At 70.0% G+C, this 23,188-nt stretch carries 20 protein-coding genes; 5 read left to right on the top strand and 15 right to left on the bottom strand.

The window, feature by feature from the left end:
- Window positions 1–49: 49 nt before the first annotated feature.
- Window positions 50–1,129 carry a CAF17-like 4Fe-4S cluster assembly/insertion protein YgfZ gene (gene ygfZ, locus FNH13_RS04170; protein WP_143784932.1) on the bottom strand — a complete coding sequence of 360 codons (1,080 nt, stop codon included), beginning with the start codon at window positions 1,127–1,129 and terminating at the stop codon, window positions 50–52.
- A 53-nt stretch (window positions 1,130–1,182) separates the two neighbouring features.
- On the opposite strand from ygfZ, the gene FNH13_RS04165 reads away from it, so the two are divergent.
- Complete coding sequence (locus FNH13_RS04165) at window positions 1,183–2,277, top strand: LCP family protein (RefSeq protein WP_143782309.1); 1,095 nt, start codon at window positions 1,183–1,185, stop codon at window positions 2,275–2,277.
- 22 nt (window positions 2,278–2,299) lie between these two features.
- Here the strand turns inward: FNH13_RS04165 and FNH13_RS04160 are convergent, their stop codons facing one another.
- Both FNH13_RS04160 and FNH13_RS04155 read right to left on the bottom strand, forming a co-directional pair.
- A complete protein-coding gene (locus FNH13_RS04160) occupies window positions 2,300–2,797 on the bottom strand; it encodes an FABP family protein (protein ID WP_143782308.1) in 498 nt (165 codons plus the stop codon).
- A 117-nt stretch (window positions 2,798–2,914) separates the two neighbouring features.
- Window positions 2,915–3,694, bottom strand: coding sequence for a hypothetical protein (locus FNH13_RS04155; protein WP_143782307.1), 780 nt, complete (start codon window positions 3,692–3,694; stop codon window positions 2,915–2,917).
- 65 nt (window positions 3,695–3,759) lie between these two features.
- Between FNH13_RS04155 and FNH13_RS04150 the strand changes: the two genes are divergently transcribed.
- The 4 genes from FNH13_RS04150 to FNH13_RS04135 are packed head-to-tail and all read left to right on the top strand — an operon-like array spanning window position 3,760 to window position 8,681.
- Complete coding sequence (locus FNH13_RS04150) at window positions 3,760–4,482, top strand: winged helix family transcriptional regulator (RefSeq protein ID WP_143782306.1); 723 nt, start codon at window positions 3,760–3,762, stop codon at window positions 4,480–4,482.
- Between the two features lie 4 nt (window positions 4,483–4,486).
- On the top strand, window positions 4,487–5,431 hold the full coding sequence (gene mshD / locus FNH13_RS04145; RefSeq protein WP_143782305.1) for a mycothiol synthase: 945 nt from the start codon (window positions 4,487–4,489) through the stop codon (window positions 5,429–5,431).
- Between the two features lie 30 nt (window positions 5,432–5,461).
- Window positions 5,462–7,699 carry an RNA degradosome polyphosphate kinase gene (locus FNH13_RS04140; protein WP_143782304.1) on the top strand — a complete coding sequence of 746 codons (2,238 nt, stop codon included), beginning with the start codon at window positions 5,462–5,464 and terminating at the stop codon, window positions 7,697–7,699.
- A 22-nt stretch (window positions 7,700–7,721) separates the two neighbouring features.
- Entirely contained in the window at window positions 7,722–8,681 is a 960-nt protein-coding gene (locus FNH13_RS04135; protein WP_228266586.1) for an NUDIX hydrolase, read from the top strand.
- A gap of 79 nt (window positions 8,682–8,760) precedes the next feature.
- Here the strand turns inward: FNH13_RS04135 and FNH13_RS04130 are convergent, their stop codons facing one another.
- The 12 genes from FNH13_RS04130 to FNH13_RS04075 all read right to left on the bottom strand — a co-directional run bounded on the left by FNH13_RS04130 (window position 8,761) and on the right by FNH13_RS04075 (window position 23,188).
- Window positions 8,761–10,224, bottom strand: coding sequence for a phospholipase D-like domain-containing protein (locus FNH13_RS04130; protein WP_143782303.1), 1,464 nt, complete (start codon window positions 10,222–10,224; stop codon window positions 8,761–8,763).
- A 97-nt stretch (window positions 10,225–10,321) separates the two neighbouring features.
- Complete coding sequence (gene pstB / locus FNH13_RS04125; protein WP_143782302.1) at window positions 10,322–11,101, bottom strand: phosphate ABC transporter ATP-binding protein PstB; 780 nt, start codon at window positions 11,099–11,101, stop codon at window positions 10,322–10,324.
- An 18-nt stretch (window positions 11,102–11,119) separates the two neighbouring features.
- Window positions 11,120–12,271 carry a phosphate ABC transporter permease PstA gene (gene pstA, locus FNH13_RS04120; RefSeq protein WP_143782301.1) on the bottom strand — a complete coding sequence of 384 codons (1,152 nt, stop codon included), beginning with the start codon at window positions 12,269–12,271 and terminating at the stop codon, window positions 11,120–11,122.
- Window positions 12,271–13,206: a phosphate ABC transporter permease subunit PstC gene (gene pstC, locus FNH13_RS04115; protein ID WP_143782300.1), complete on the bottom strand. Its 936-nt coding sequence runs from the start codon at window positions 13,204–13,206 to the stop codon at window positions 12,271–12,273. Before pstC ends, pstA begins: the two co-directional genes overlap by 1 nt.
- Window positions 13,207–13,358: 152 nt before the next feature.
- Window positions 13,359–14,555 carry a phosphate ABC transporter substrate-binding protein PstS gene (pstS, locus tag FNH13_RS04110; RefSeq protein ID WP_228266584.1) on the bottom strand — a complete coding sequence of 399 codons (1,197 nt, stop codon included), beginning with the start codon at window positions 14,553–14,555 and terminating at the stop codon, window positions 13,359–13,361.
- 203 nt (window positions 14,556–14,758) lie between these two features.
- Window positions 14,759–15,751 carry an inorganic phosphate transporter gene (locus tag FNH13_RS04105; protein WP_165700015.1) on the bottom strand — a complete coding sequence of 331 codons (993 nt, stop codon included), beginning with the start codon at window positions 15,749–15,751 and terminating at the stop codon, window positions 14,759–14,761.
- Between the two features lie 2 nt (window positions 15,752–15,753).
- A complete protein-coding gene (locus FNH13_RS04100; RefSeq protein WP_143782298.1) occupies window positions 15,754–16,341 on the bottom strand; it encodes a DUF47 domain-containing protein in 588 nt (195 codons plus the stop codon).
- 466 nt (window positions 16,342–16,807) lie between these two features.
- The gene (locus FNH13_RS04095) at window positions 16,808–17,434 is read right to left on the bottom strand and encodes a hypothetical protein (protein WP_143782297.1); all 627 of its coding nucleotides are present in this window, start codon (window positions 17,432–17,434) and stop codon (window positions 16,808–16,810) included.
- 5 nt (window positions 17,435–17,439) lie between these two features.
- Complete coding sequence (gene treZ, locus FNH13_RS04090; protein WP_143782296.1) at window positions 17,440–19,215, bottom strand: malto-oligosyltrehalose trehalohydrolase; 1,776 nt, start codon at window positions 19,213–19,215, stop codon at window positions 17,440–17,442.
- A 172-nt stretch (window positions 19,216–19,387) separates the two neighbouring features.
- The gene (locus FNH13_RS04085; RefSeq protein WP_143782295.1) at window positions 19,388–19,843 is read right to left on the bottom strand and encodes a hemerythrin domain-containing protein; all 456 of its coding nucleotides are present in this window, start codon (window positions 19,841–19,843) and stop codon (window positions 19,388–19,390) included.
- Between the two features lie 27 nt (window positions 19,844–19,870).
- Window positions 19,871–22,264, bottom strand: coding sequence for a malto-oligosyltrehalose synthase (treY, locus tag FNH13_RS04080; RefSeq protein ID WP_143782294.1), 2,394 nt, complete (start codon window positions 22,262–22,264; stop codon window positions 19,871–19,873).
- Between the two features lie 12 nt (window positions 22,265–22,276).
- Window positions 22,277–23,188, bottom strand: a complete 912-nt coding sequence (locus FNH13_RS04075) for a hypothetical protein (protein WP_143782293.1) — start codon at window positions 23,186–23,188, stop codon at window positions 22,277–22,279.

Raw genomic sequence — 23,188 nt, 5'->3', positions numbered from 1 at the left:
GCGATCCTCGTCACACTGCGCGCCTCCAGGCCCACTGACCTGTCCCGGGTTAGCGCTCGACGATGACGGTCTGCGCTGCGCTCGTCGGACCCGAGACCAGCACCGCTGCAGCATCGGTGTTGCGCTTGATGACACCGAGCGCGATCGGACCCTCCTCGTAGTGCCGCGCCACGGAGGTGACCCGCCCCACGACCTTGTCCCCGTGCGCCAGCTCGTCACCGGGCTCGGGCAGCGTGTGACCGGAGCCGTCCAGGTGCAGGAAGACCAGGCGGCGCGGGGGCCGGCCCAGATTGTGCACCCGGGCGATGGTCTCCTGGCCGCGGTAGCACCCCTTGTGCAGGTGCACCGCCGTGCGCAACCAGTCCAGCTCGTGGGCGATCGTGCGGTGATCGGTCTCAGCTCCGGCGCGAGGACGCCAGGCCGCCACCCGCAGCGCCTCGGCGGCCCAGATCCCCGACAGGGGGCGCTCGCCGACGTATGCCGACAGGTCAGCGCGCGGGATCAGGACCTCGCGCCAGGGCCGGTCGGCGCCGGGGTGGTCCTCGCTGGGTCCGTAGAGCGCGGTGTCCCCGATCGGCCCCGGCCAGTGGTCCACCCAGGCCAGCGGCTCGCCCTCGACCGACTCCCGTGCGACCGACTCCCCGACGACCGCGAAGTCCGCTGTGCGGTCCGCCACCTCGACCCGGAGCATGAACCGCATGGAGTCCAGCCAGCTCTGGGCAGCCGGAGCCGTGGCAGCGTCGGTAATCAGCCAGGTCGTCTCGCCGTCGTCGACGACGTGGAGAGCGTGCTCGATGTGGCCCTTGGGTGAGAGGACCAGCGTCTCGGTCGAGGTGCGCGGCGCCAGGTCGGTCAGCGCCTGGCTGGTCAGCGAGTGCAGCCAGCTCAGACGGTCCGGACCGGTCACCGTCAGCACCGCCCGGTGGGAGAGGTCGACGACCGCGAGCCCCTCGGCCAGCAACCGCTGCTCGCGGTGGGGGTCGCCGTAGTGTGCCGCGACTCCCGCGTCGAGGCCGCTCGACGCGACGGCGCCAGACCGCTGCAGCAGGGGGCTGGGCGGGGCGGGCGGGGGCCCCTGAGGGGTGAGGTCCTCGGGCTTGTCGGCGGCGCTGGTGGGCGAGCTGGTCACGTGGGTCACCTCTTCACGGTATCCCCCCAGGTGCGGTGCATAGAATCGGCGCCATGGCAGGCAGCAACGAGGGAGACCTACCGGACTCTCGCGCGGATGATGACATCTTCGACGGGGCCGGCACCGAGGACGAGACGCCGGTGCGCCCACGTCGCACGCGACGTGGGCTGCGCATCGCGGTCGTCTCGCTGGTGACGGTGGCCCTGTTGGCCGTGGGGGCGGTGGCTGGCTACCTTGCCTTCCTCAACTGGCGCGTGAGCAGCAACATCACGCATGCCCAGCTGCTCCCGGAGTCTCCCTACCCGGGCGAGGACTCTCTGGTCACCCCGGCGCCGCCGGAGAAGCCGGCATCAGCAGGTGATGCGCTCAACATCCTGGTCATCGGCTCGGACAGCCGGGACATCGACAGCGACCGGGGCCGCTCGGACGTCATGGTGCTGATGCACGTCTCGGACGAGCGCGACCGGGTCGACCTGATCCACTTCCCCCGCGACCTGTTCGTGCAGATCCCCGGGTCCGAGCGCAAGAACAAGCTCAACGCCTCCTACGCCTTCGGCGGACCGCCCCTGCTGGTCGAGACCCTGCAACCGCTCATCGGCGTGCCCGTAGACCATGTCGTCATCACGGACTTCGAGAGCTTCAAGTCACTGACCGACGCGGTGGGCGGCGTCGACGTCAACGTCACCCAGGCCAGCCCAGGCTTCGACATCGGCGTCCGGCACATGGACGGCGAGACCGGCCTGCGTTTCGTGCGTGAGCGCTATGCCCTGAGCCAGGGCGACATCTCCCGCGGCGAGCGCCAGCAGGAGTTCATCAAGGCGGTCATGCTCAAGGTCCTCACCCGCGACACCTTCACCAACCCCTCCCGGTTGGCCAACGTGGTGGACGCGGCGACCGAGAACCTCACGGTCGATGAGGACCTGCAGGTCAGCACCATGCGCGATCTGGGGTGGAACCTGCGCAACCTGCGCGGCGACGACATCCACTTCGTGACCGCCCCGTGGAGCGGCATCGGCTCGGACTCCCTGGCCGGCTCGATCGTGATCCCGCACGAGGCGCAGTTCGAGGTGCTGCGTGAGCACCTGCAGACGGACACCATGGAGGACTACCGCGACGAGGTCTCTCCGCAGGAGGGCTTCGGCGGCTGAGCCGGGCCCGGCGAGCGAGCGCTCAGCCGACCCGCTTGAGCTCGGCGGACAGGTGACTGGTGAGGGGCTGGCCCATCGCCGCCATGTCCATCACCCACATCAGGTTGGAGTTCACGAGCCCATAGAGACGGTGTGCCGCGGAGTACTCCTTGGCGTGCGGGCTGCGCACCACGCTGTCGGTGCGCACCTCGATCTTGGCCGGGCTGGAGTTGCCGAAATACATCTCCACGATGCCGGTGGGGTGGGTGAGCAGCAGCTCGACCTCACCGTCGGGCAGCGGCCGCCAGAATCCCAGCTCGGTGGCGCCCGGGCGCACCTTGTTGCCGTCGTCGTCCAGGATCCACGTCTGGGACTCCCACCGCAGGAACGGCCGACCGTCGTGGCTGACCACGAGCTCCTGACCGAAGTTGCGCGACTCGATGGTGGGATAGCCGACCACACCAGCCCCCTCCCACCGGCCGATCAGCCACGCCAGCGGGGCGAGCTCGGAGGGCATGTTGGGGTCCAGTTCAAAAGCCACGACCTCATCGTATGCCGTGCCGGCTCCGGCCTCGCGCTCTGCCGGAGAAGCTCTGCCGGAGGAGTCAGGCCCGGACAGCGCTGCGCGAGATCAGCTGCGACGCCGGTCAGGCGAGGGTCAGGAGAGCCCGGTCGCGGGGAGCAGTGCCCAGCCGACCCCGTAGGCGACCGGACCGGCCACCAGCAGCGCCGTCACGGCCATCACCAGGCGCGGACGGGCGTGCGCCATGGTCGGCAGGGTGCACAGCACGCTGCGCAGCGCATGGCTCGCGGCACCGGCGACGACCCCGGCGAGCAGCAGTGCACGCCACGGGTCCCCGGCCGCGGAGGCGACCAGGACCGCGGCGGCTCCCCCGGAGAGCAGGGCGAGCGGGACCAGCCAGGGGCGCAGTGCCTCCCACCGGCCCAGGGTGTCGGTGAGCGCGCTGGCCGCTGCCCCGGCGACCGTGGCGGCGACCAGCCCGGCCCCCAGCTCGGTGTGGGCCAGCGGCACGAGCAGGACACCGCAGGTAATCAGGCCCAGGCCGAGCACGACCGAGCTGACCGACTCCACGATCCGGGGGCGACCGTCCACCCGCAGCAACTGGTGCAGGAACGCGCCGATCAGTGAGATCGCCAACGCGGCCGGCACCCAGGCCAGACCGGGGCGCGAGGTGTCCAGCACAGCGCTGAGCACCACGGCGAGCGCGCCGCCGAGCAGGACCGCTGACGTGCCCCGGGGTGCGGGGAGGGCCAGCATGCCGGCCCATCCCCACGCGAGGACGGCTCCGATGAGCCAGAGTGCCAGCGCCAGTGTGGTGGGGCCGGCCATCGCTGCCAGCGCCACCACCAGGGCGGCGCAGCACGAGATGGCCGCGACCTCGACGGAGGGCGGCACCAGGGCTCGACTGCGGCGCACAGAGGCAATGGTGCCATCTGACCCGTGTGGAGCCCGGGCAGGCTGACAGCGTCTATCGTTGCACCGTGGCCGAGTTGGCTCTGCTCACCCCCGGTGGCGCCCCGGACGCGTCCTCCCGCCTGCTGCCCTCCTTGGAGCTGCTCCCCCACCGGCTGCGCACCCTGGACCTGGATCCGGGTGCGTTGCTCTCCGGCCCTCCGGTCGACCTGGTCCTGGTCGACGCCACCAGCTCACTCGTGCAGGCCCGCGCCCTGGTCCGCACCCTGTCCACGATGCAGGTCTGCGGTGCGGTGGTCGCGATCTTTGACGCTGGTGGCCTCGTGGCGCTCGACGAGCAGTGGCCGATCAGCGACTTCGTGCTCACCGGCAGCGGACCGGCGGAGCTGGCGGCTCGACTGCGCCGCTGCCTGTCCCAGGCCGCTGCGGCCCGGACGAGCAGTGACGCCGAGCAGGAGGCCAGTCCGATCCGGGTGGCGGACGTCGTGGTCGACGAGTCCAGCTGGACCGTTCGGGCCGGCGGGGAGCCTCTGGACCTGACCTTCAAGGAGTTTGAGCTGCTGAGGTTCCTGGTCCGTCACCCGGGGCGCGTCCTCACCCGGGAGCAGTTGCTGCACGAGGTGTGGGGCACCGACTACTACGGCGGCCCCCGGACGGTGGATGTCCACATCCGTCGGCTGCGGGCCAAGTTGGGCAGTGAGCGGGAGTCCCTGATCGGCACGATCCGCAATGTCGGTTACCGCTTTGCCGGACCGTCCCGGACCACGCCGGAACACGGCGTGATGGAATAGCCGGATGCAGCCGAAGGCGACTGACACCCACCTCGAGCCCGCACAGTCCGCGGACGTGCTGGCCATGGCGGTGCGAGCCGCCACGCACGACGGCGTGCGGCCCCTGTCCGAGCAGACGGTGCTCGACGTGCGCCGCCTGCCCGACTCTCCGCCCGGGGACAGCCCCACCCACCACCTCGTCGTCGAGGACAACCCGGACTCCCCCCGACCGGGAGCCATCGCCTACGCCCACGTCGAGCTCTCCGACCCGCCCGCAGCCGAGATCGTGGTCGACCCAGATCACCGCCACCAGGGCCTCGGCCGGATCCTGGCCGAGCGGGTGCTGGCGAGCTGGCCGGACGTGCGCTTCTGGGCCCACGGTGACCTGCCGGCCGCCAAGAACCTGTTCGGCAGCCTCGGGCTGGAGCCGGTGCGCACCCTGTGGCAGATGACCCGGCCGCTGCGCGGCGAGTGGTCCGAACTCCCGGAGGTCTCCCTCCCCGATGGGTTCACCGTCCGCTCCTTTGAGCTGGGGCGTGACGAGCAGCGCTGGCTGCGCGTCAACGCCCGCGCCTTTGCCCAGCACCCCGAGCAGGGCCGGATGAGCCTGGCCGACGTCCACGAGCGCACCCAGGAGCCCTGGTTCGACCCGCACGGCTTCCTGCTGGTCGAGCACGGCGAGGACCTGGCCGCCTTCCACTGGACCAAGGTGGAGCCGGCTGAGCCGGGCCACAGCGTCCCCACCTCCGGTGAGGTCTACGTGGTCGGGGTCGACCCGGCATACCAGGGGCGTGGACTGGGCACGGTGACGACCCTGATCGGGCTGCACCACCTGCGCAACCGAGGGCTGGCCAGCGCGACCCTGTATGTCGAGGGAGACAACGATCCGGCGCTGGCGACCTATCACCGGCTGGGCTTCGAACGGTCCGCGGTGGACGTGATGTATGCCGCCGCCCCAGACCCCGCCTAGCGTCCACTTCCTGGTGGCAGACTGTCTGTCATGACCGCCAATCCCCGCGCCGTCCCGGACATCGTGGAGTCCTCCTCCGTCGTGCCGCTGCCGACGATCCGCCCGCAGCGGGCGCGCGCAGCCAACGGTCGCTTCGTCAGTGCCAGCGCCTCCGCGTGGGGACAGTCGGACGATCACGCCGAGGAGCCGCTGCCCGCCGACCGATTCCTGGACCGGGAGGTATCCTGGCTGCAGTTCAACGAGCGGGTCCTGCAGTTGGCCGCCGATCCGCATGTGCCGCTGCTGGAGCGCACCCGATTCCTGGCGATCTTTGCCAGCAACCTCGATGAGTTCTTCATGGTCCGGGTCGCCGGTCTCAAGCGTCGCATCGCCACCGGGATCGCCACCCGCTCGGCCTCCGGTCTGGAGCCTCGCGAGGTGCTGGAGGAGATCTCCGTGGGCGCCCATGAGCTGATGGAGCAGCACGCCCGGCTCTACCGGGAAATCATTGGCCCGGCCCTGGGCGGGGAGGGCATCACGCTGGCGCGGTGGGACGAGCTCACCGAGGAGGAGCAGAGCCGGCTGGGAGACATGTTCCGCAGCACCGTCTATCCGGTGCTCACCCCGCTCGCGGTCGACCCGGCGCACCCCTTCCCCTACATCAGCGGGCTCTCGCTCAACCTGGCGGTGATCCTCAACAACCCGCAGACCGGCCGGGAGCACTTCGCCCGCGTCAAGGTGCCACCGTTGCTCCCCCGCTTCATCGAGCTGCCGGGCGTCGACGACCTCTACACCACCCGCTACGTGCTGCTCGAGGAGCTCATCGCCGCCCACCTGCGCTTTCTGTTTCCCGGCATGGAGGTGCACGAGACCTACACCTTCCGGGTCACGCGCAACGAGGACCTGGAGGTTGAGGAGGACGACGCCGAGAACCTGCTGACCGCGCTGGAGAAGGAGCTGACCCGCCGCAGGTTCGGCCCACCGGTGCGGTTGGAGGTCGAGCGGGACATGGACGACCACGTCCTGGACCTGCTGACCCGCGAGCTGCGGGTCCACCACAGCGAGGTCTATCGCCTTCCGACCCCGCTGGACCTGACGGCGCTCAACACCATCGCCGACCTGGACCGCACCGAGCTGAGCTATCCCAACTTCCTGCCCTCGACCCACCCGGAGCTGGCACCGGTGGAACGCTCCGCTCCGAGCGACATCCTGCGGGCGATGCGCGCCGGGGACGTGCTGCTGCACCACCCCTACGACTCCTTCTCCACCTCGGTGCAGGCCTTCATCGAGCAGGCAGCCGCTGACCCGCACGTGCTGGCCATCAAGCAGACGCTCTATCGCACCAGCGGCGACAGCCCGATCATCGACGCCCTCATCGACGCCGCGGCAGCGGGCAAGCAGGTGCTGGCCGTCGTGGAGATCAAGGCCCGCTTCGACGAGGAGAACAACATCTCGTGGGCCCGCAAGCTCGAGCACGCCGGTGTGCACGTCGTCTATGGGATGGTCGGCCTCAAGACGCACGCCAAGTTGTGCCTGGTCGTGCGTCAGGAGGAAGGCGTGCTACGCCGCTACTGTCACGTGGGCACCGGCAACTACAACCCCAAGACGGCCCGGCTCTATGAGGACCTCGGCCTGCTGACCTGCGACGACGCGATCGGAGAAGACCTGACGCGGCTGTTCAACCAGCTCTCCGGGATGGCCCCCAAGAGCAAGTTCAAGCGACTGCTTGTGGCGCCGCGCTCGGTGCGCAGCGGACTGGTCGAGCGGATCGACGCCGAGGCGGCCAGGGGCAAGGACGGGTCCGTCCGGATCAAGGTCAACTCGATCGTCGACGAGGCGGTCGTCGATGCCCTCTACCGCGCTTCGATGGCCGGGGCGCGGGTCGATGTGTGGGTGCGTGGCATCTGCGCCCTGCGTCCGGGTGTCCCAGGGCTGTCGGAGACGATGCGGGTCCGCTCCGTGCTCGGGCGCTTCCTCGAGCACTCCCGGGTCTTCGCCTTCGGCACCGGCAAGACCGCGAGCGTCTATATCGGCTCGGCTGACATGATGCACCGCAACCTGGACCGCCGCGTCGAGGCCATGGTGCCGATCACGGACCGCGACCAGGTCAAGCACCTGTTGACGATCTTCGACCGGGTGATGACCGACGAGGTCGCCAGCTGGCACCTGGGGGAGGACGGCCAGTGGCACCGTCACCACCTCGACGCCGACGGCATCCCGTTGGCCGACATCCAGTTCGAGCTCATCGACTCCTACAGCCGGCGGCGCCGTCCGGGCCGACGGCGCTGACCCGGCCAGAGACCCCGACACCGTGGCAACCCAGACCGAGCGGGCCGTGCTCGTGCGCGCCTCCGGCATCGTCCCCTGGCGTCGCAAGGGCAAGAAGTTGCAGGTCGCGCTCGTGCACCGGCCCAGATATGACGACTGGTCCTGGCCCAAGGGCAAGTTGGAACGTGGCGAGGAGTGGGTCGTCGCGGCGGCGCGCGAGACGCTCGAGGAGACGGGTCTGCGGGTGCGTTTGGGGACCCCGCTGCCCACCTCCTGGTACGGCCTGGGCACCAAGGACGGCCGCCCGCAGCTCAAGCAGGTGCGCTACTGGGCCGGCACGGTCGCCGGCGGCGACGGTGCCCTCGAGCACGAGATCGACGAGGTCTGCTGGCTCCCGGCCGACGAGGCCCGGGAACGTCTGACCTACCGCCGCGACCGGGAGCAGCTGGACGCCCTGGTCGACGCGCAGGCTGACGGCCTGCTCGACACCTGGACCCTGCTGGTGGTGCGTCACGCCCACGCGGTCGGCCGAGGCAGTTGGGACGGCCCTGACCCCGCGCGTCCGCTGAGTCCCGTCGGCGTGCGCCGGGCCGACCGGATCGTTCCCCTGCTCGAGGCCTACCAGCCGGAGCACCTGCTCAGCTCCCCGTCACTGCGCTGCACGGACACGATGGCGCCCTATGCCACGGCCTCGGGACTGGGTCTGCAGACGCGCAAGAGCCTGTCGGAGGAGGGCTTCACCCGCTCGCCCGACAAGGCGCTCACGCGCCTGGACCAGGTCCTCGCCCGCGGCGAGGGGACCGCGCTGTGCACCCACGGGCCCGTCTTCCCGGGTCTGCTCCGGGCGCTCACGAACCTGGCGCCTCAGGGGCGCGAGCGGACGATGCTGACCAGGTTGGCGCGGCAGGGCATCGACAAGGGTGAGGTGCTGGCCGTGCACCTGGCGGGTATCGGCCCGCAGGCCACGGTGGTGCACCTGGAGCGGCACCGGCCACCCGCCTGATCCTGACCACCGCGCTGGGTGGGTTTCTGCCTCTGGTGGACTCAACCCCACGCGGTGCCTGCCTCGCGGGGCGGCCACTTCACATGAGCGCTGAGGTCAACCGGCACACATTGTCGAGATAGCGCTGGTGCCAGCGTTGCTGGTCCCACTCCTGCAGGGTCAGTTCGCGACACGCCGCGCGATACTGCTCGTCGTTGGCCTGCAGCCTGGCGACCAGGTCACCCCCGAAGCCCATCATCATGACCTCGTAGGTCAGGCCGAAGGACCGGTAGTCCATGTTGGAGGATCCGATGACGCCGACCGCGTCGTCGATGGTCAGGTACTTGCCGTGCAGCACGGTGGGGGCCGGATAGAGCTGGATGACCACCCCGGCGGTGAGCAGCGCCCGGTAGTAGGAGCGCTGGGCATGACCGACGAGGAACTGGTCGGCCTTCTCCCCGACGAACAGCTCGACGTGCACTCCGCGGTAGGCGGCGGAGGTGATCGCCGCCAGCAGCGACTCGTCGGGCACGAAGTAGGGACTGGTGATGGAGATCTTCTCGGTGGCCAGGCTCACGAGGGCAGTGAACATGCGCAGGTTGGGCTCGGTCGGAAAGCCCGGGCCGGACGGGACCACCTGCAGGATGTTGGCCCGGTCTCCCGGCTCCAGGTCCGGGTGGTCGAGGAGGTATGTCGCAGCGTCCAGCCGCTCTCCGGTCTCGGTGAACCAGTCTGTCAGGAAGACCGACTGCAGCGAGGTCACCACGTCACCGGAGACCCGCATGCTCAGGTCCTTCCACCGCCGGCCGGCCCGTTCGTTGGCAGCACTGCCGTAGGCGTCGCCGATCAGGTTGTGCGACCCGACGAATCCGGTCTCGGCATCGACCACCAGCAGTTTGCGGTGGTTGCGCAGGTCGGGGCGGCGCCACCGTCTGCGCAGCGGGTCGATCGGCATCATGTGGTGCCAGTCCACGCCGCCGTCCGTCAGAGCCTGTTCCATCTCCTTGCGGCCCGGATACTTGCGCGACCCCAGGTGGTCCAGCAGCAACCTGACCTGGACACCGCGCGCCACGGCTCGGAACATGGCCTGAAAGACCGCCTCGGTCGAGGCGTCGCGGGAGACGATGTAGAACTCGATGTGGGCGTGGTGCTCGGCAGCATCGATCGCCTCAGCAAGGGCGGCGAAGAACTCCCCGGTGTCCCCGTAGAGTCCCTCGTCCGCTCCGGTGACACACGGCAGGCTGGTCAGCCGACGGTTCATCCGGACCACGGAGGCGAGTCCGGGCAGGATGTCCACGCCTGCGGGCAGCATTGGCAGGTGCTCGTTGGCCTCGGCGAGGAGCTGGTTGGCACGGGACTGCACCTCGTGCCGGCGCCCGCGCACCCAGGGGCTGCCGATCAACCAGTACAGCGGGAAGCCCAGCAGAGGGACAAACAGGATCAGCAGCAGCCAGGCGGAGGAGGAGGCTGGGCGCCGGTTCTCTGGGACGGTGCCGACCGCCCAGATCTTGAGCACATACTCCAGCACGATGAGGGTGGCGCTCAGGGCTGCCAGCCAGGTCATGACCGGAGTCTAGGGGCCTCGGAGTCTAGGGGCTTCGGACTCTAGGAGGCACCGCAGCGGAGGCCCCCACCTGTGACTCACCGGAAACGACCGAGGTTCACCCGAAGCGACCCGAGATGTAGTCCTCGGTGGCCTTCTGGCTGGGATTGTTGAAGATCTTCTGGGTGTCGTCGAACTCCACCAGCTGACCGGGCTGACCCGTGGCCTCCAGGTTGAAGAAGCCGGTGCGGTCGGAGACGCGCGCCGCCTGCTGCATGTTGTGGGTGACGATCACGACCGTGTAGTCGGTCTTGAGCTCGTTGATCAGGTCCTCGATGGCCAGCGTCGAGATCGGGTCCAGGGCCGAGCAGGGCTCATCCATCAGCAGGACCTGCGGCTGCACCGCGATCGCCCGGGCGATGCACAGTCGCTGCTGCTGCCCACCGGACAGGCCCGAGCCGGGCTTGTCGAGCCGGTCCTTGACCTCGTTCCACAGGTTCGCGCCTCGCAGTGAGCGCTCCGCGAGCTCGTCACCGGCCTTCTTGGACAGCCGCTTGCTGTTGAGCCGGACCCCGGCGAGCACATTGTCGCGAATGGACATGGTGGGGAAGGGGTTGGGCCGCTGGAAGACCATCCCGACCTCGCGGCGGACGTCGACCGGGTCGACGCCGCGACCATAGAGGTTCTTGCCGTCGATGCTCACCTCGCCCTCGACCCGGGCACCGGGGATCACCTCGTGCATCCGGTTGAGGGTGCGGATGAAGGTGGACTTGCCACAGCCGGACGGGCCGATGAAGGCGGTCACCGACTTGGGCTCGATGACCATGCTGACGTCCTTCACGGCGTGGAACTTGCCATAAAAGATGTTCAGGTTGTTGACGTCGATTCGCTTGGACATGACTTGCTCTCCCATGGGTTAGCGCCCGGCGGTCTTCGGAGCGAAGAACTTGGCAATAGCGCGGGCAGTGAGGTTGAGGAGGACCACGATGACGACCAGGAGCACGGCGGAGGCCCAGGCCCGCTCGATGCTCGGGTCACGGTAGCCAGGGTTCAGGGGCCGGGTGAACATGTAATAGGCATACAGTGCCAGGTTCATCATCGGACCCTCGGTGGGGTTGACGTTCATCGCCCGGGTGAAGCCGACGGCGACCAGCAGCGGGGCGGTCTCACCGATGACCCGCGCGATGGCCAGGGTGATGCCTGAGGCCAGGCCGGAGGCTGCCGTGGGCAGCACGACCTTGGCGATGGTGGCCCACTTGGGCACCCCCAGGGCCAGGGACGCCTCGCGCAGCTCGTTGGGCACGATGCGCAGCATCTCCTCGCTGTTGCGGACCACGGTGGGGATCATCAGCACGGACAGGGCGATCGCGCCGGCCAGCCCGTTCTTGGTCCCGACGCCGAAGAGCACACCGAACAGGGCGAAGGCAAACAGACCGGCGACGATCGAGGGGATGCCGGTCATCACGTCGACCAGGAACCTGGTCCACCGGGCCAGGCGACCCTTGCCGCCATACTCCACCAGGTAGATGGCGGTGAAGATGCCGATCGGGACGGAGATCAGGGTGGCCAGACCGGTGATGACCAGGGTGCCGATGATGGCGTGGTAGGCACCGCCGACCATCGGGGCACCGTCCTCGGCGTAGGCCTTGTCATGGACACCGGTGACGCCATTCATCGACTGCTGCAGGAAGTCAGGCATGAAGGCGCGCAGCGCGCCGTTCTCCACCACGGTCCAGATCAACGACACCAGGGGGATGACCGCCAGGACGAAGGCGCCGTAGATCAGGGCGCGCATGGTCTGGTCCGTGGCGACCCGGGCACCACCGGCGATGCGGTAGGAGGTGTAGACGCAGACCACGCAGAGCAGGTAACCGGCCGCGAGGGCGACAGCAATGTTGGTGCCCAGCCCCCACCAGAGCACCAGCACCACCAGGATGCCGACGCCGGCCGAGACCCAGCCCGGCAGGGAGGTTGTGGCGCGCACCGGTGACGGGACGACGCCGCGGACGTGGTCGAGGGCGTGCTCGGTCGGGCCGCTGGTGGGTGGCTGCTGTGTCTGGGTGCTCATCAGTTGGCTCCTGAGAACTCGGAACGGCGGTCCACGATCCACCGGGCGAACAGGTTGACGGCGAGGGTGAGCACGAAGAGGACCAGGCCGATGGCGATCAGCTCGGACAGTCGGAGCCCGGCCGCCTCGGGGAAGTTGAGGGCGATCTCGGAGGGGATCGTCTTGTTGCCGCTGCCGATCACGTTCCAGCTGAACGGCCCGGGAGACAGGATGATGGCCACGGCCATCGTCTCACCCAGGGCCCGCCCCAGGCCGAGCATCGTGCCACCGATCACGCCGGGGGCACCGAACGGGAGGACGGCCGTCCGGATCATCTCCCACTTCGTCGCACCGAGGGCCAGGGCCGCCTCCTCGTGCAGCTTGGGAGTCTGCAGGAAGACCTCCCGGGAGACCGAGGTGATGATCGGCAGGATCATCACGGCCAGGACCAGGGATGCGGTCAACAGGGTGCGGCCGGTGGCCGATCCGTCCGCGAAGAACGGGATGAACCCGAGATTCTCCTCGAGCCAGGCGTAGAAGGGCACCAGTTTGGGGGCGAAGACCTGCCAGCCCCACATGCCGAAGACCACGCTGGGCACCGCGGCCAGCAGGTCGATGATGAAGCCGATCACGCCGCCGACCCGGCCACGGGCGTAGTGCGAGATGAACAGTGCGATCCCGACGGCGATCGGGGTGGCCACGATCATGGCGATGACCGAGGCGATCACCGTGCCGGCCACCAGGGGCCAGACGTAGGCGAAGAAGCCCTCGCCCTCGGTGATCGACTCGGGGTCGGCGCCGAAGACGGGCAGTGCCTCGGTGGTCAGGAAGACCGCCACCCCGGCGAGGATCAGCAGGATCAGCAGGGCCGACCCGACAGAGGCGCCGCTGAAGGCCAGGTCACCCGGTCGGCGGACGGCACCGCTGCGGGTTTGGCGTGTTGTGGTGTGGCTCATCACTTTCCTCTGGACGGCTCAGTCGGGACCAGGCGACGGCACCAGCTGGGGGTGCCCTCGGTGCCAGATGGCGGCACGATGCGACGACCACCGCCCGAAGGCGGCAGCCGTCGCATCAGTGCTCGGTCCTCTGGGACGATCGTCGCCTCAGCTCACTTGCCCGCAGTGATGGAGTCGAGGGACTCCTGGGCGGCGGCGCGCAGGTCCGGGGAGATCGGGGCGGAGCCAGCGGCCTCGGCAGAGGCCGCCTGGCCCTCCTCGGAGATGACATAGCCGATGAAGTCCTTGACCAGGTCACCCTGGGCAGCGTCCGAGTAGTTGCTGCACACGATGTGGTAGGAGACCAGCACGATCGGGTAGGCACCGGACTCGGTGGTGTCCCGGGCCAGGTCCAGAGCCAGGTCACCCTCGACACCGGTGTCAGCCGGCTCGGAGGCGTCCACGACCTTGGCGGCGGCGTCCGGCGAGAAGGCGACGAACTCCTCGCCCACACCGACCAGGGCAGTGGTCAGCGAGCCGACCGCCGACGCGTCAGCATAGCCGATCGAGTTCTCGGTCGAGCCCACGACGGTGATGACACCGGTGGTGCCCTGGGCGGCCTCGCCCCCGGCGACCGGCCACACCTTGTCAGCCTCGTGCTCCCAGTCCTCGGCGGCCACGGCGCTGAGGTACTCCATGAAGTTCTCGGTGGTGCCGGACTCGTCCGAACGGTTCACCACGGTGATGTCGGCCTCGGGCAGGTCAGCGTCCGGGTTGATCTCGGCGATCGCCGGGTCGTTCCAGGTGGTGATCTCCTGGTTGAAGATCTGGGCCAGCACGCTCGGGGACAGGTTCAGGGTGTCCACGCCGGGCACGTTGTAGGGGATGGCGACCGGAGAGATGTAGACCGGGATGTTCATCGCACCACCGTCGCCGCAGACCTCCTTGACAGCCTCGGACTCCTCCTCGTCGAGGTAGGCGTCGGAGCCCGCGAAGCCGATGGCGCCGGCGATGAGCTGCTCACGACCGCCACCGGAGCCGACACCGTCGTAGTTCACGGTGACGCCGGGCTGGGCCTGGTTGTAGCCCGCGACCCAGGCCGCCATCGCGGAGTCCTGGGAGGAGGCACCGGCGCCCGCGAGGGTGCCGGACAGCTCCGCGCCGGCGACGGGGGCGTCCCCGGTGTCCTCGCCCGCGTCGGCCGTGTCGCCGGCGGAGTCCTCGGTCGTGCCGCCGTCGTCTGCGCTCTCGTCGGCAGCCGGGGTGGTGGGGTCGTCGCTCTCGGTGGGGTTGTCGTCGCCGCACGCGGTCAGGACCAGGGATGCTGCCATCGCGATCGCGAGGGTGGAGCCAAAGCGGTTGAGCTTCACGGTGTTGCCTCTCTTGCTCTCTTGGTGTCAGGTGGCACGCGACCGCAGCTTCTTCCCCGCAGTCCAGCGTGCTGGCGGCGTTGCCAACCTCGCTGAACGTTAAGCAGGGGACGTGACCCGATCGGGCGTGCTGGGTGAACAGACCGTGAACGATGTTTGAATCTGCAACGCACGGGTGTGGGCTCCGTCACCAAGTGCGCAGGTCAGAGCGCGAGCAGGACTCCGCACACCAGGGCGCTGAGCGCGGCCGCGCCGGGGAAGGTGCACACCCAGACCAGCAGGATCTGACGGATCACGGTCCAGCCCAGGGCCGAGCGGGGCCCGGTGAGCCCGGCACCGACCAGGGCCGCGGTGACCGTGTGGGTGCTGGAGACCGGCAGGTGCAGCACGGCGGCCAGATACTGGATGGCTGCCGTGGACGCCTGGGCCACGGTCCCCTGCGCCCGGTCCGGAGCGGGACGGATGATCCGCCGACCCAGGGTGCGCACGATGCGCCATCCCCCGGCATACGTCCCCAGGGACAACGCCACGGCCACGCTGGCCACGACCCACCACGGGACTGTCTCACCGGAGGCATGTCCGCTGATGGTCAGCGCCACCACGACCACGGCCATGGTCTTGGCCGCATCCTGCAGTCCGTTGCCCAGGGCCACCGCACCGGCGGCGGCGACCTGCGCGCCACGCATGTCACGCCCGACCTGGGTGCGTGAGCGGGTGTCGACGATCCGTGCCACCAGCCAGAGGGCGCCACAGGCCAGGACCAGACCCAGCAGCGGGGAGAGCAGCATCGGCAGGGTGACCGTCACCCAGACGCCGTCCCAGACCACGGAGGTCCCGGCGACCAGCGAGGCCCCGGTGAGACCACCGATGAGGGCGTGGGTGGAGGAGGACGGCATCCCGAACCACCACATGAGCAGGTTCCAGGCGGTCGCCGCGACGAGCGCCGCCCCGATCACACTCAGCCCGGCCGCCCCGCTGGGCGGGACGACGAGAGCCTCGACGAAGCCGTCGGCCAGGGTGTGACCCAGGACGGCCCCGCCGAGCCCGAGCGTGGCGGCCATGGTCACGGCGAGGCGCGGACTGAGGGAGCCGGTCGCGATCGGGATGGCGATCGAGTTGGATGCGTCCTGAAAGCCGTTGCTGAACGCAAAGATGAGGGCCGCAGCGAGCACCAGGGCGACCGGGAGCCAGTCCACCCTCAGGACTCCTTGACGACGATGCCCTCGACGACCGCGGCCACCTGCTCGAAGCAGCGGACCGCCAGGGTGATCTGCTCGGTCACCGACACCGTGCGCAGCGCCACCAGTGGGTCAACCCGGTCCCTGAGGGCCTCGGTCATGATGTCGCGTCGCGCTCGCTCGGCCTGCTGAGTGAGCCTGCGAGCCTCGCTGGGATAGCCGGACACGAGGTCGACGGAGCCGAGGTTGGCCATGGCCTGCGCGGTCAACTCGGCCAGCCGGACCACGGCGTCGACCAGTCGTGCGGCGCCCTCCGGGGACTCATCGATGCCGTGCCGGATGCCGCCGTCGACGACAGCCTCCATGCGGGTCACGCTCTCGACGAGGCGCACGCTCAGCTGCTGGAGGTCCCCACGGTCAAAGGGCGTCACGAACGCGTCCCGGGCCAGGCCGACGATCTCGGCATGCATGGCGCGGGCCTCACCCTCGATCCCCCGCAGCCGCTCCAGGTCCGCCGTCCGTCCCCGGCTGTTGGTGCCGAGGGTGTCCCGCAGGACCACCGCACCGTCCACGACCAGACCCGCCAACCGCGTCAGCGACTGGACCACCGAGGGGGTCCTAGGGGTCAAACGAAACGCCACGCGTCTGCTCTCCGGGGTCGGCTGGGGCGGCTGGTCGCCGTATGCACCACGAATGTTACGCACGAGTCGAAGAAGCGTCGAAACCTTCTGTTCCCCCGCAGGTCACCCGCCTGTCACTCCTCGCGCATCTCCTGCCTGTCCCGCCGCGCCAGGAATGCTGATAGCAGCAGGCTAGGTTGCGCGCCCGTCATCAGGGCGTGCGGAAGCGACCCGGGTGTGCGGTGGGGCGTGACTAAGCGATCCGGGTGTGCGGCGGGGCGTGCCTAAGCGATCCGGATGTGCGGTGGGATGGTGTGTGCCGGACCGGGAGCGCCTCTCGGCGTGTGGCCGCTCGTAGCGGCGAATGTTGGAGCCCGGGGCTACCGCGGCCCGGCACACGTTCAAGACTAACCGCTGCGCGGGCGGGCGCATTCCCGCAGTCCACAACCGTGGGTCAGTGCAGGTCGCCGCGCAACCACAGCTTGGCGCAGGCCTGCAGGTCGGCCGCGGTGTCCTGCAGCCGTGCGGCCCGCTGCAGCTCCACCGAGCCGTGGGCCTCGTCCTGCGTCACCGGGCTGCCGTCGCCGTGCAGCACCGCCAGTCCGGTCGCAGTGACGTGGCAGAAGGCGGCGGCCCGCTCCAGGGCCACGTCGAGGTCGCCCTCGTAGATCCCGTTGAGGATCTGGTGGGTCAGCTCCTGCAGATCCTCCGGGCGCGGCGGCTCGACGACGCCGGAGATGACCCGATAGACCTCCGCGTGGGCGGCGCCGGCGGTGAAGGCCTGCGCGACACTCTCGGGAGAGCGCTGCACCCACTCGTCCAGCACATAGAGCCGCCACAACGCGCCCGGCAGCGTGCGAGCGGGGCGTGCGGACCAGACCTCAGCCAGCGTCTGCAGACCGACCGTGCGGGGCAGGTCCACCAGTCGCTGGAGCAGCTGCGGGTCGTCGCTGGCCCGGCCGCGGTCCACCAGGACAGCCGCGCTGCGATGCGCCATCTCGGCCACCTCGAGCTGGTCGGGCGCCGCGGTCTGGGCGTCGATCGACTCGGGTGACATCGGGATCGGCTTGTGGAACCTCATCGCCCCTAGGGTACGCATGGCTCTGCGTTCTCGTCGGTGACGAGCACGATCACCGAGTGGGCCGGCAGCTGGACGGTGTCCTCCGCGACCTGCACCCCGCCATACTCCGCCGCCGTGCGCCGTCCGCTCGGGTCACCGACCAGACGCAGCTGAGCAGGCTCCTCGGCAGGGTTGGCCAGCACGTGCACCCGGCCCCTGGTGAGCAGCAGCAGGTCGCCCTCACGGATCAGCGACGAACCGGCCAGCGGACCCTCCGCCAGATCAGGGAGATCACGGCGCAGCCGGATCAGCGTGCGGTGCCAGACCAGCAGGTCGGCGTGCGGGGGCTCGGACACCTCAGCCCAGTGCAGTCGGGACGCGGTCACGGTCCCCTCGTCCTGGGGATCCGGCACCTGCGTGGCCCACCCGTGCTCGGCGAACTCCCGCGAACGCCCGGTGCGGATCGACTCGACCAGTTCCGGCTCGCTGTGGTCGGTGAAGAACTGCCACGGGGTGCTCGCCCCCCACTCCTCACCCATGAACAGCATCGGGGTGTAGGGCGCGGTGAGCAGCAGCGCCGCCCCGATCGCCGCCTGTCCCGGAGTCAGGCTGTGGCACAAGCGATCTCCCGCGGCACGGTTGCCGACCTGGTCGTGGGTCTGCAGGGACGCGACGAAGCGCCAGGGCGGTGTCGTCGCCTCGTCGACCGGCCGGCCGTGGACCCGCCCGCGGAAGCTGGAGTAGGTGCCGTCGTGGAAGAACGGGGTGGCCGTGAGCACCTTGCCCAGGGCGCCCGGATCGGCGAAGTCGGCGTAGTAGCCCTGCGACTCCCCCGTCAGCGCCACGTGCAGCGCGTGGTGGATGTCGTCGGCCCACTGCCCCGCCAGGCCGAGGCCTCCCGCACCACCGGGACCGCGCGGGCTGACGGTGGCGGGGTCGTTGCGGTCGGACTCGGCGATGAGGTGGCGCGGTATGCCGGTCTGCTCGCTGATCTCGTCGGCGAGCGCGGCGAGGGACTCCAGCAGGTGCTCAGCGCGCTCGTCGTGCAGCGCGTGGACCGCGTCGAGGCGCAGTCCGTCGAGGTGGAAGTCGGTCAGCCACATCCTCGTGTTGTCCAGCAGGAAGGCCCGCACCTCGTCGCTGCGGGGACCGTCCAGGTTGACCGCATCGCCCCACGGCGTGTGGTGGCGGTCGGTGAAGTAGGGGCCGAACTGGGCGAGGTAGTTGCCGCTGGGCCCGAGGTGGTTGTAGACGACGTCGAGGTGCACGGCAAGGCCGCGCTGGTGGCAGGCGTCGACAAACGCCTGCAGGCCCCGGGCACCGCCATAGGGCTCGTGCACGGCAAATAGTGCGACACCGTCATAACCCCAACCGTGGCGTCCCGGGAAGGCAGCCACCGGCATCAGGGTGATCGTGGTGACCCCGAGATCGACCAGGTGGTCGAGCCGCTCGGTGGCCGCGGCGAAGGTGCCCTCTGCGGTGAACGTGCCGACGTGCAGTTCATAGAGGACCGCGCCGTCCAGCTGGTGGCCGGTCCACGCCCCGTCACCCCAGTCGTGGGCGGCGAGGTCGACCAGCGCGGATGCCGCATGGACGCCGTCGGGCTGGGACAGGGAGCGTGGATCGGGACGTGGCTCACCACCGTCCAGGCTAAAGGCATAGCGGCCGTCGTCGCCGGGCTCCATCGGCGCGACCCACCATCCCGGCCGGCCGTGGCGCACCATCGGTCGACGGTCCGCACACACCACCTCGACCTGGTCCGCGTCGGGCGCCCACACTGCATACTGCCTCGGAGTGTCCATCGACGCCGATGATGCCATCTCCGCGCCCCGCGGCACCATGACACCCGTCAGTGCCGAGCCCCCGAACCGACTCACATCGACCTGCTACCAGGATCGGTGTGAGCGGTCTGCTGCCGGTGCGAGGTCAAGGACGTCACGTCGGCGCACTTCTGCTCGCACCGATGAGGCGGGGTCAGCCCTGGCCGCCGATGTCCACGTCGTAGGCCTCATAGACCAGATCCCCACCGCGCTGCCGGTGCCGCACGAGCTGCCCGATCAGCGCCGTCGCGCTCTCCCGCAACGGGGCCAGGTCGGCGGCATCCGGCCCCTCGGTGAACGCGCCCAGGCACTGCGCGATGGCCTGGCTGAGACCGACGTGCTCACCCACGAGACGCTCGGCGGTCGTGGCCAACCGGGGCGCTGCGGACCGGGCGCTGTCATAGACACCACCCGGGCGCTCGGTCAGATGGATGTGGTCCTCAAAGTCGCGGGACAGCTCAGCCAGGGCGACGGCGACGCGGGTCCGCCACACCCCGCCCTGGGCGATGGGTGAGGACAGGGCGTCCTCGACCCGGCGCACCGCCTCGCGGAGCTCGGCGCGGTGGGCGCGCAACTGCTCCAGGTATGCCGCGAAGTCCTCTCCCGTCATGGTGCCTCCTGCGTTGCACCCATCGTCCTACGTTCGGACGAGCAGCGCCACGGGCAGTGTGTCCAGCAGGGCATCAGAACTCACCCTGCCCTCGTGGTGGGTGCCGGTGAGCCGGTCCACCCAGGCACCCGGGGGCAGCTCCACCGGCGTGCTCGGGACACCGCCGTCGGCGTCGGGCTGGCGAGCCGCGAGCACCATGACGTCGTCCCCGCGGCGATATCCCAGGAGCGCCTCGTCCACGTCCAGCGGCTCGTAACCTCCGGTGAAAGATTCAGGCTGGTCCCGCCGCAGCCGCAGCACCGTGGCCGTCACCAACAGTTTCTCGTCGGACAGGTCCCGGGGTGCCTGGCCCGCATCGAGGCTGGCCAGTCGGGAGACACGATCCGCGAAGTCGACGTCACGACGGTTGTCGGGGTCGACCAGGGACAGGTTGACGAGCTCACACCCCTGATAAGTGTCCGGCACGCCAGGCAGGGTCAGCTGGAGCAGTTTCTGGGCGAGGATGACGGCCCGCACCCGACCGTCGTTGGCGGCCACGGCGGCGTCCGTGACCTCACGCAGCGGAGCGTCCGCGAGCGCCGCCCGAGCGAGTCCGAGCACCCTGTGCTCGTAGTCCTCATCGACCGCGACCCAGTCGGTGTGCTCCTTGCCCTCGCGCATCGCCTTGACGAGGTAGTCCGTGAGGCGCTGCTCGTCCAGTTCGTGACCGGTCCCGCGCTGGCCGCCGGCGCCGACGACCGTCTGCCACACCAGGTGGGCGGTGGGTCCGTCCACCCCGTGCTCCGCGGCCGCAGCCGAGAAGGCATCGGTGCACGCCTGCCACGCGGCAGCATCCGCCGCGACCGCGAGCAGCCGCGCGCGCACGTCCTCGCTGCGCTTGGTGTCGTGGGTGGACAGTGTGGTCATGCCCAACGGCCAGTGCTGGACCTGGTGCCGAGCCCAGTCGTTCAGGGCCGCCACGCCGGGGGCAGCGGCCGGGTCGGCCCCCACCTCGTTGAGTGCGGTGAGGCGGTGCCAGCGATAGAACGCGGTGTCCTCGATGCCCTTGGCCATGACGGGCCCGGTGACCTGTTGGAAGCGCACCGCCAGGTCGCGCGCCGCCACCGGGTCGCGGGAGGTGTCGGGGTCCGCCAGGACCTCCCCCAGCGCCCGGGACTGCTCGGGCACCGCGGCAGGGCTGGCGACCGCGCGCTCGACTGCGGCGTGCAGCCTGCGCACCGACGCCGGGTCAGTCTCGTGGCCGGGCCGCACGTAGGCGCGATAGACATCGACCGCCACGAGCAGGTCGGCCAGCGCCGCCCTGAGATCCTGCGCGTCGTCGTCCGGCAGCGCGCGGCGGGCCAGCCGCAGCAGGCGGGCGGTCTCAGGGGTGAGCAGGCGGGCCACCGCCCCCTGCTTGGCCTCGGTGACCACCTCCTCGAGGGAGGGGGTGCCGCCGATCTGCTGCCAGGCCGCGTCAACCGCGCCGGCGCTCGAGACGGGCGTCAGCGCCCGCTGCAGCGTCGCGTTTGCGTCATAGCCGGTGGTGCCCGAGCACTCCCAGCTGTCCGGGAGGCGTTCGTCACCCTCCAGGATCTTCTCCACCCAGACCGGGGTGCCCGGCAGCGACTGGCGGGTGAGCCGGCGCAGATAGTCCTCAGGGTCCGCCAGCCCGTCGGGGTGGTCCACCCGGAAGGCGTCGATGACCCCGCTGTGGTTGAGCTCCAGCAGCAACCGGTGGCTCTCCTCGAAGACGTCAACGTCCTCCACCCGGACCCCGATGAGGGAGTCCACCTCGAAGAATCGCCGATAGTTCAACACCGCCTCGGCCTCGCGCCAGTGCGCGAGCACGTAGTGCTGCCGAGCGAGCACCTGCGCGACGTCGTCGGAGCCGGTCCCCTCGGCGACCGGGAAGACGTGCTCGTAGTAGCGGATGACGGGCTGGCCGGCCGCCGGGCCCTCGTCCTCGCGACCGGTGTCGAGCACCAGCTCGCCGGCCGCCAGCACCTCGCCCAGAGGGGCACCGAGGACCGGCAATCCAAAGCGTCCGTCCAGGGCCTCCCAGTCCACATCGAACCAGTGAGCCGTGGGCGCCCGGCGGCCCTGGCGCAGCACCTGCCAGACCTGGGCGTTGGCCCACTCGGGGGCGGTCAGTGCCATGTGGTTGGGCACGATGTCGACCACCACCCCCAGACCTGCCTCGTGACAGGCGGCCGCCAACCGCTCCAGGCCCTCCCTGCCGCCCAGCTGGGGGTCGATGGTCTGGTGGTCCAGCACGTCATAGCCGTGTTGGGAGCCTGGGACCGCAGTCAGCACCGGTGACAGGTACGCGTGCGTGACACCGAGCTCGCGCAGGTAGGGAACCACCTCCCGGGCATCGTCGAAGGTGAAGCCGGCGTGCAACTGCAACCGGTAGGTCGAGGCTGGGGCAGGAGGAAGCACCCTGTGAGTGTCTCAGTCCCGGGCGTGCTCCGGGTCCAGCGCGCGCAGGTTGGCAGCGGTCTTGGTCGCGATCTCCGCGGCCACGTCAGCGTTGTAGGGACCGTCGGAGTTGGTGACGGCCACCTCCACCAGGTAGTCACCCTGTCGGGCGACCGCGAAGCCCAGCTGCAGGCCGTCGACGTCGGACCACAGGAGCAACAGGTCCTCGCCCTCCTCGACCGTGCTCCACTGGGTGCCGGTGGCCCACTGGCAGGTGGTCAGTGCCTGGTCACGGACCAGATCTCTGGCCCGCTGGCTGTCCTTCCACCCGGTGACCTGGATGTCGACAGTGGCCGGGTCAGGGGCGTCAGCGCCGGAGTAGCTCCAGCTCTGTCCCGCGACGGGTTGGGCGTCAAGGCTGCCGGTGAGGCAACTCCGCTCTGCGGCCAGAGGGACGACCAGCACGTTGTCGAGAGCTCGCCGTGGGACCCCGACGTCGTCGAGGAAGGCGACACCCGTCGGCCGGGCGTCGGGCATGTCCCAGGCGTTGACCCCGCCGCCCCCCGCATCCTCCACCCCCTGGTCCGGCACCGGCGGCAGGTGGGCCTGAAATGGCGGTGTGGACGGCTCGTCGGACCCTGACATCGGTGCTGCCTGGTGCGACGTCGGTCCCCCGGCAGCGTGCGACAGCGTGGCGACCTCCCCGGCCCCCACACCCCCGGGGAGGAGGCTGGGCAGCACCAGCGTGGCCCCGCCGACCAGGGCCGGGCCCAGGACGGCCACGGCTGCCCCAGCGGCGACGGCACGTCGCCGACGCAGCCGTCCAGCCCGCTGGTGCACGCCGGCGATCAGGTGCAGGTAGTCGAACTCAGCCTCGCCCACCTCCCGCCGGAGCAGGTCGCGGAGACCGTCATCGCGACGGTCCTCCTCGAGCACGGAGCTCAT

Source organism: Ornithinimicrobium ciconiae (genome assembly GCF_007197575.1).
Lineage (GTDB): Bacteria > Actinomycetota > Actinomycetes > Actinomycetales > Dermatophilaceae > Ornithinicoccus > Ornithinicoccus ciconiae.
The sequence above is the reverse complement of the archived record's forward strand: the minus strand, read 5'-3'. Positions and strand labels throughout refer to the sequence as shown.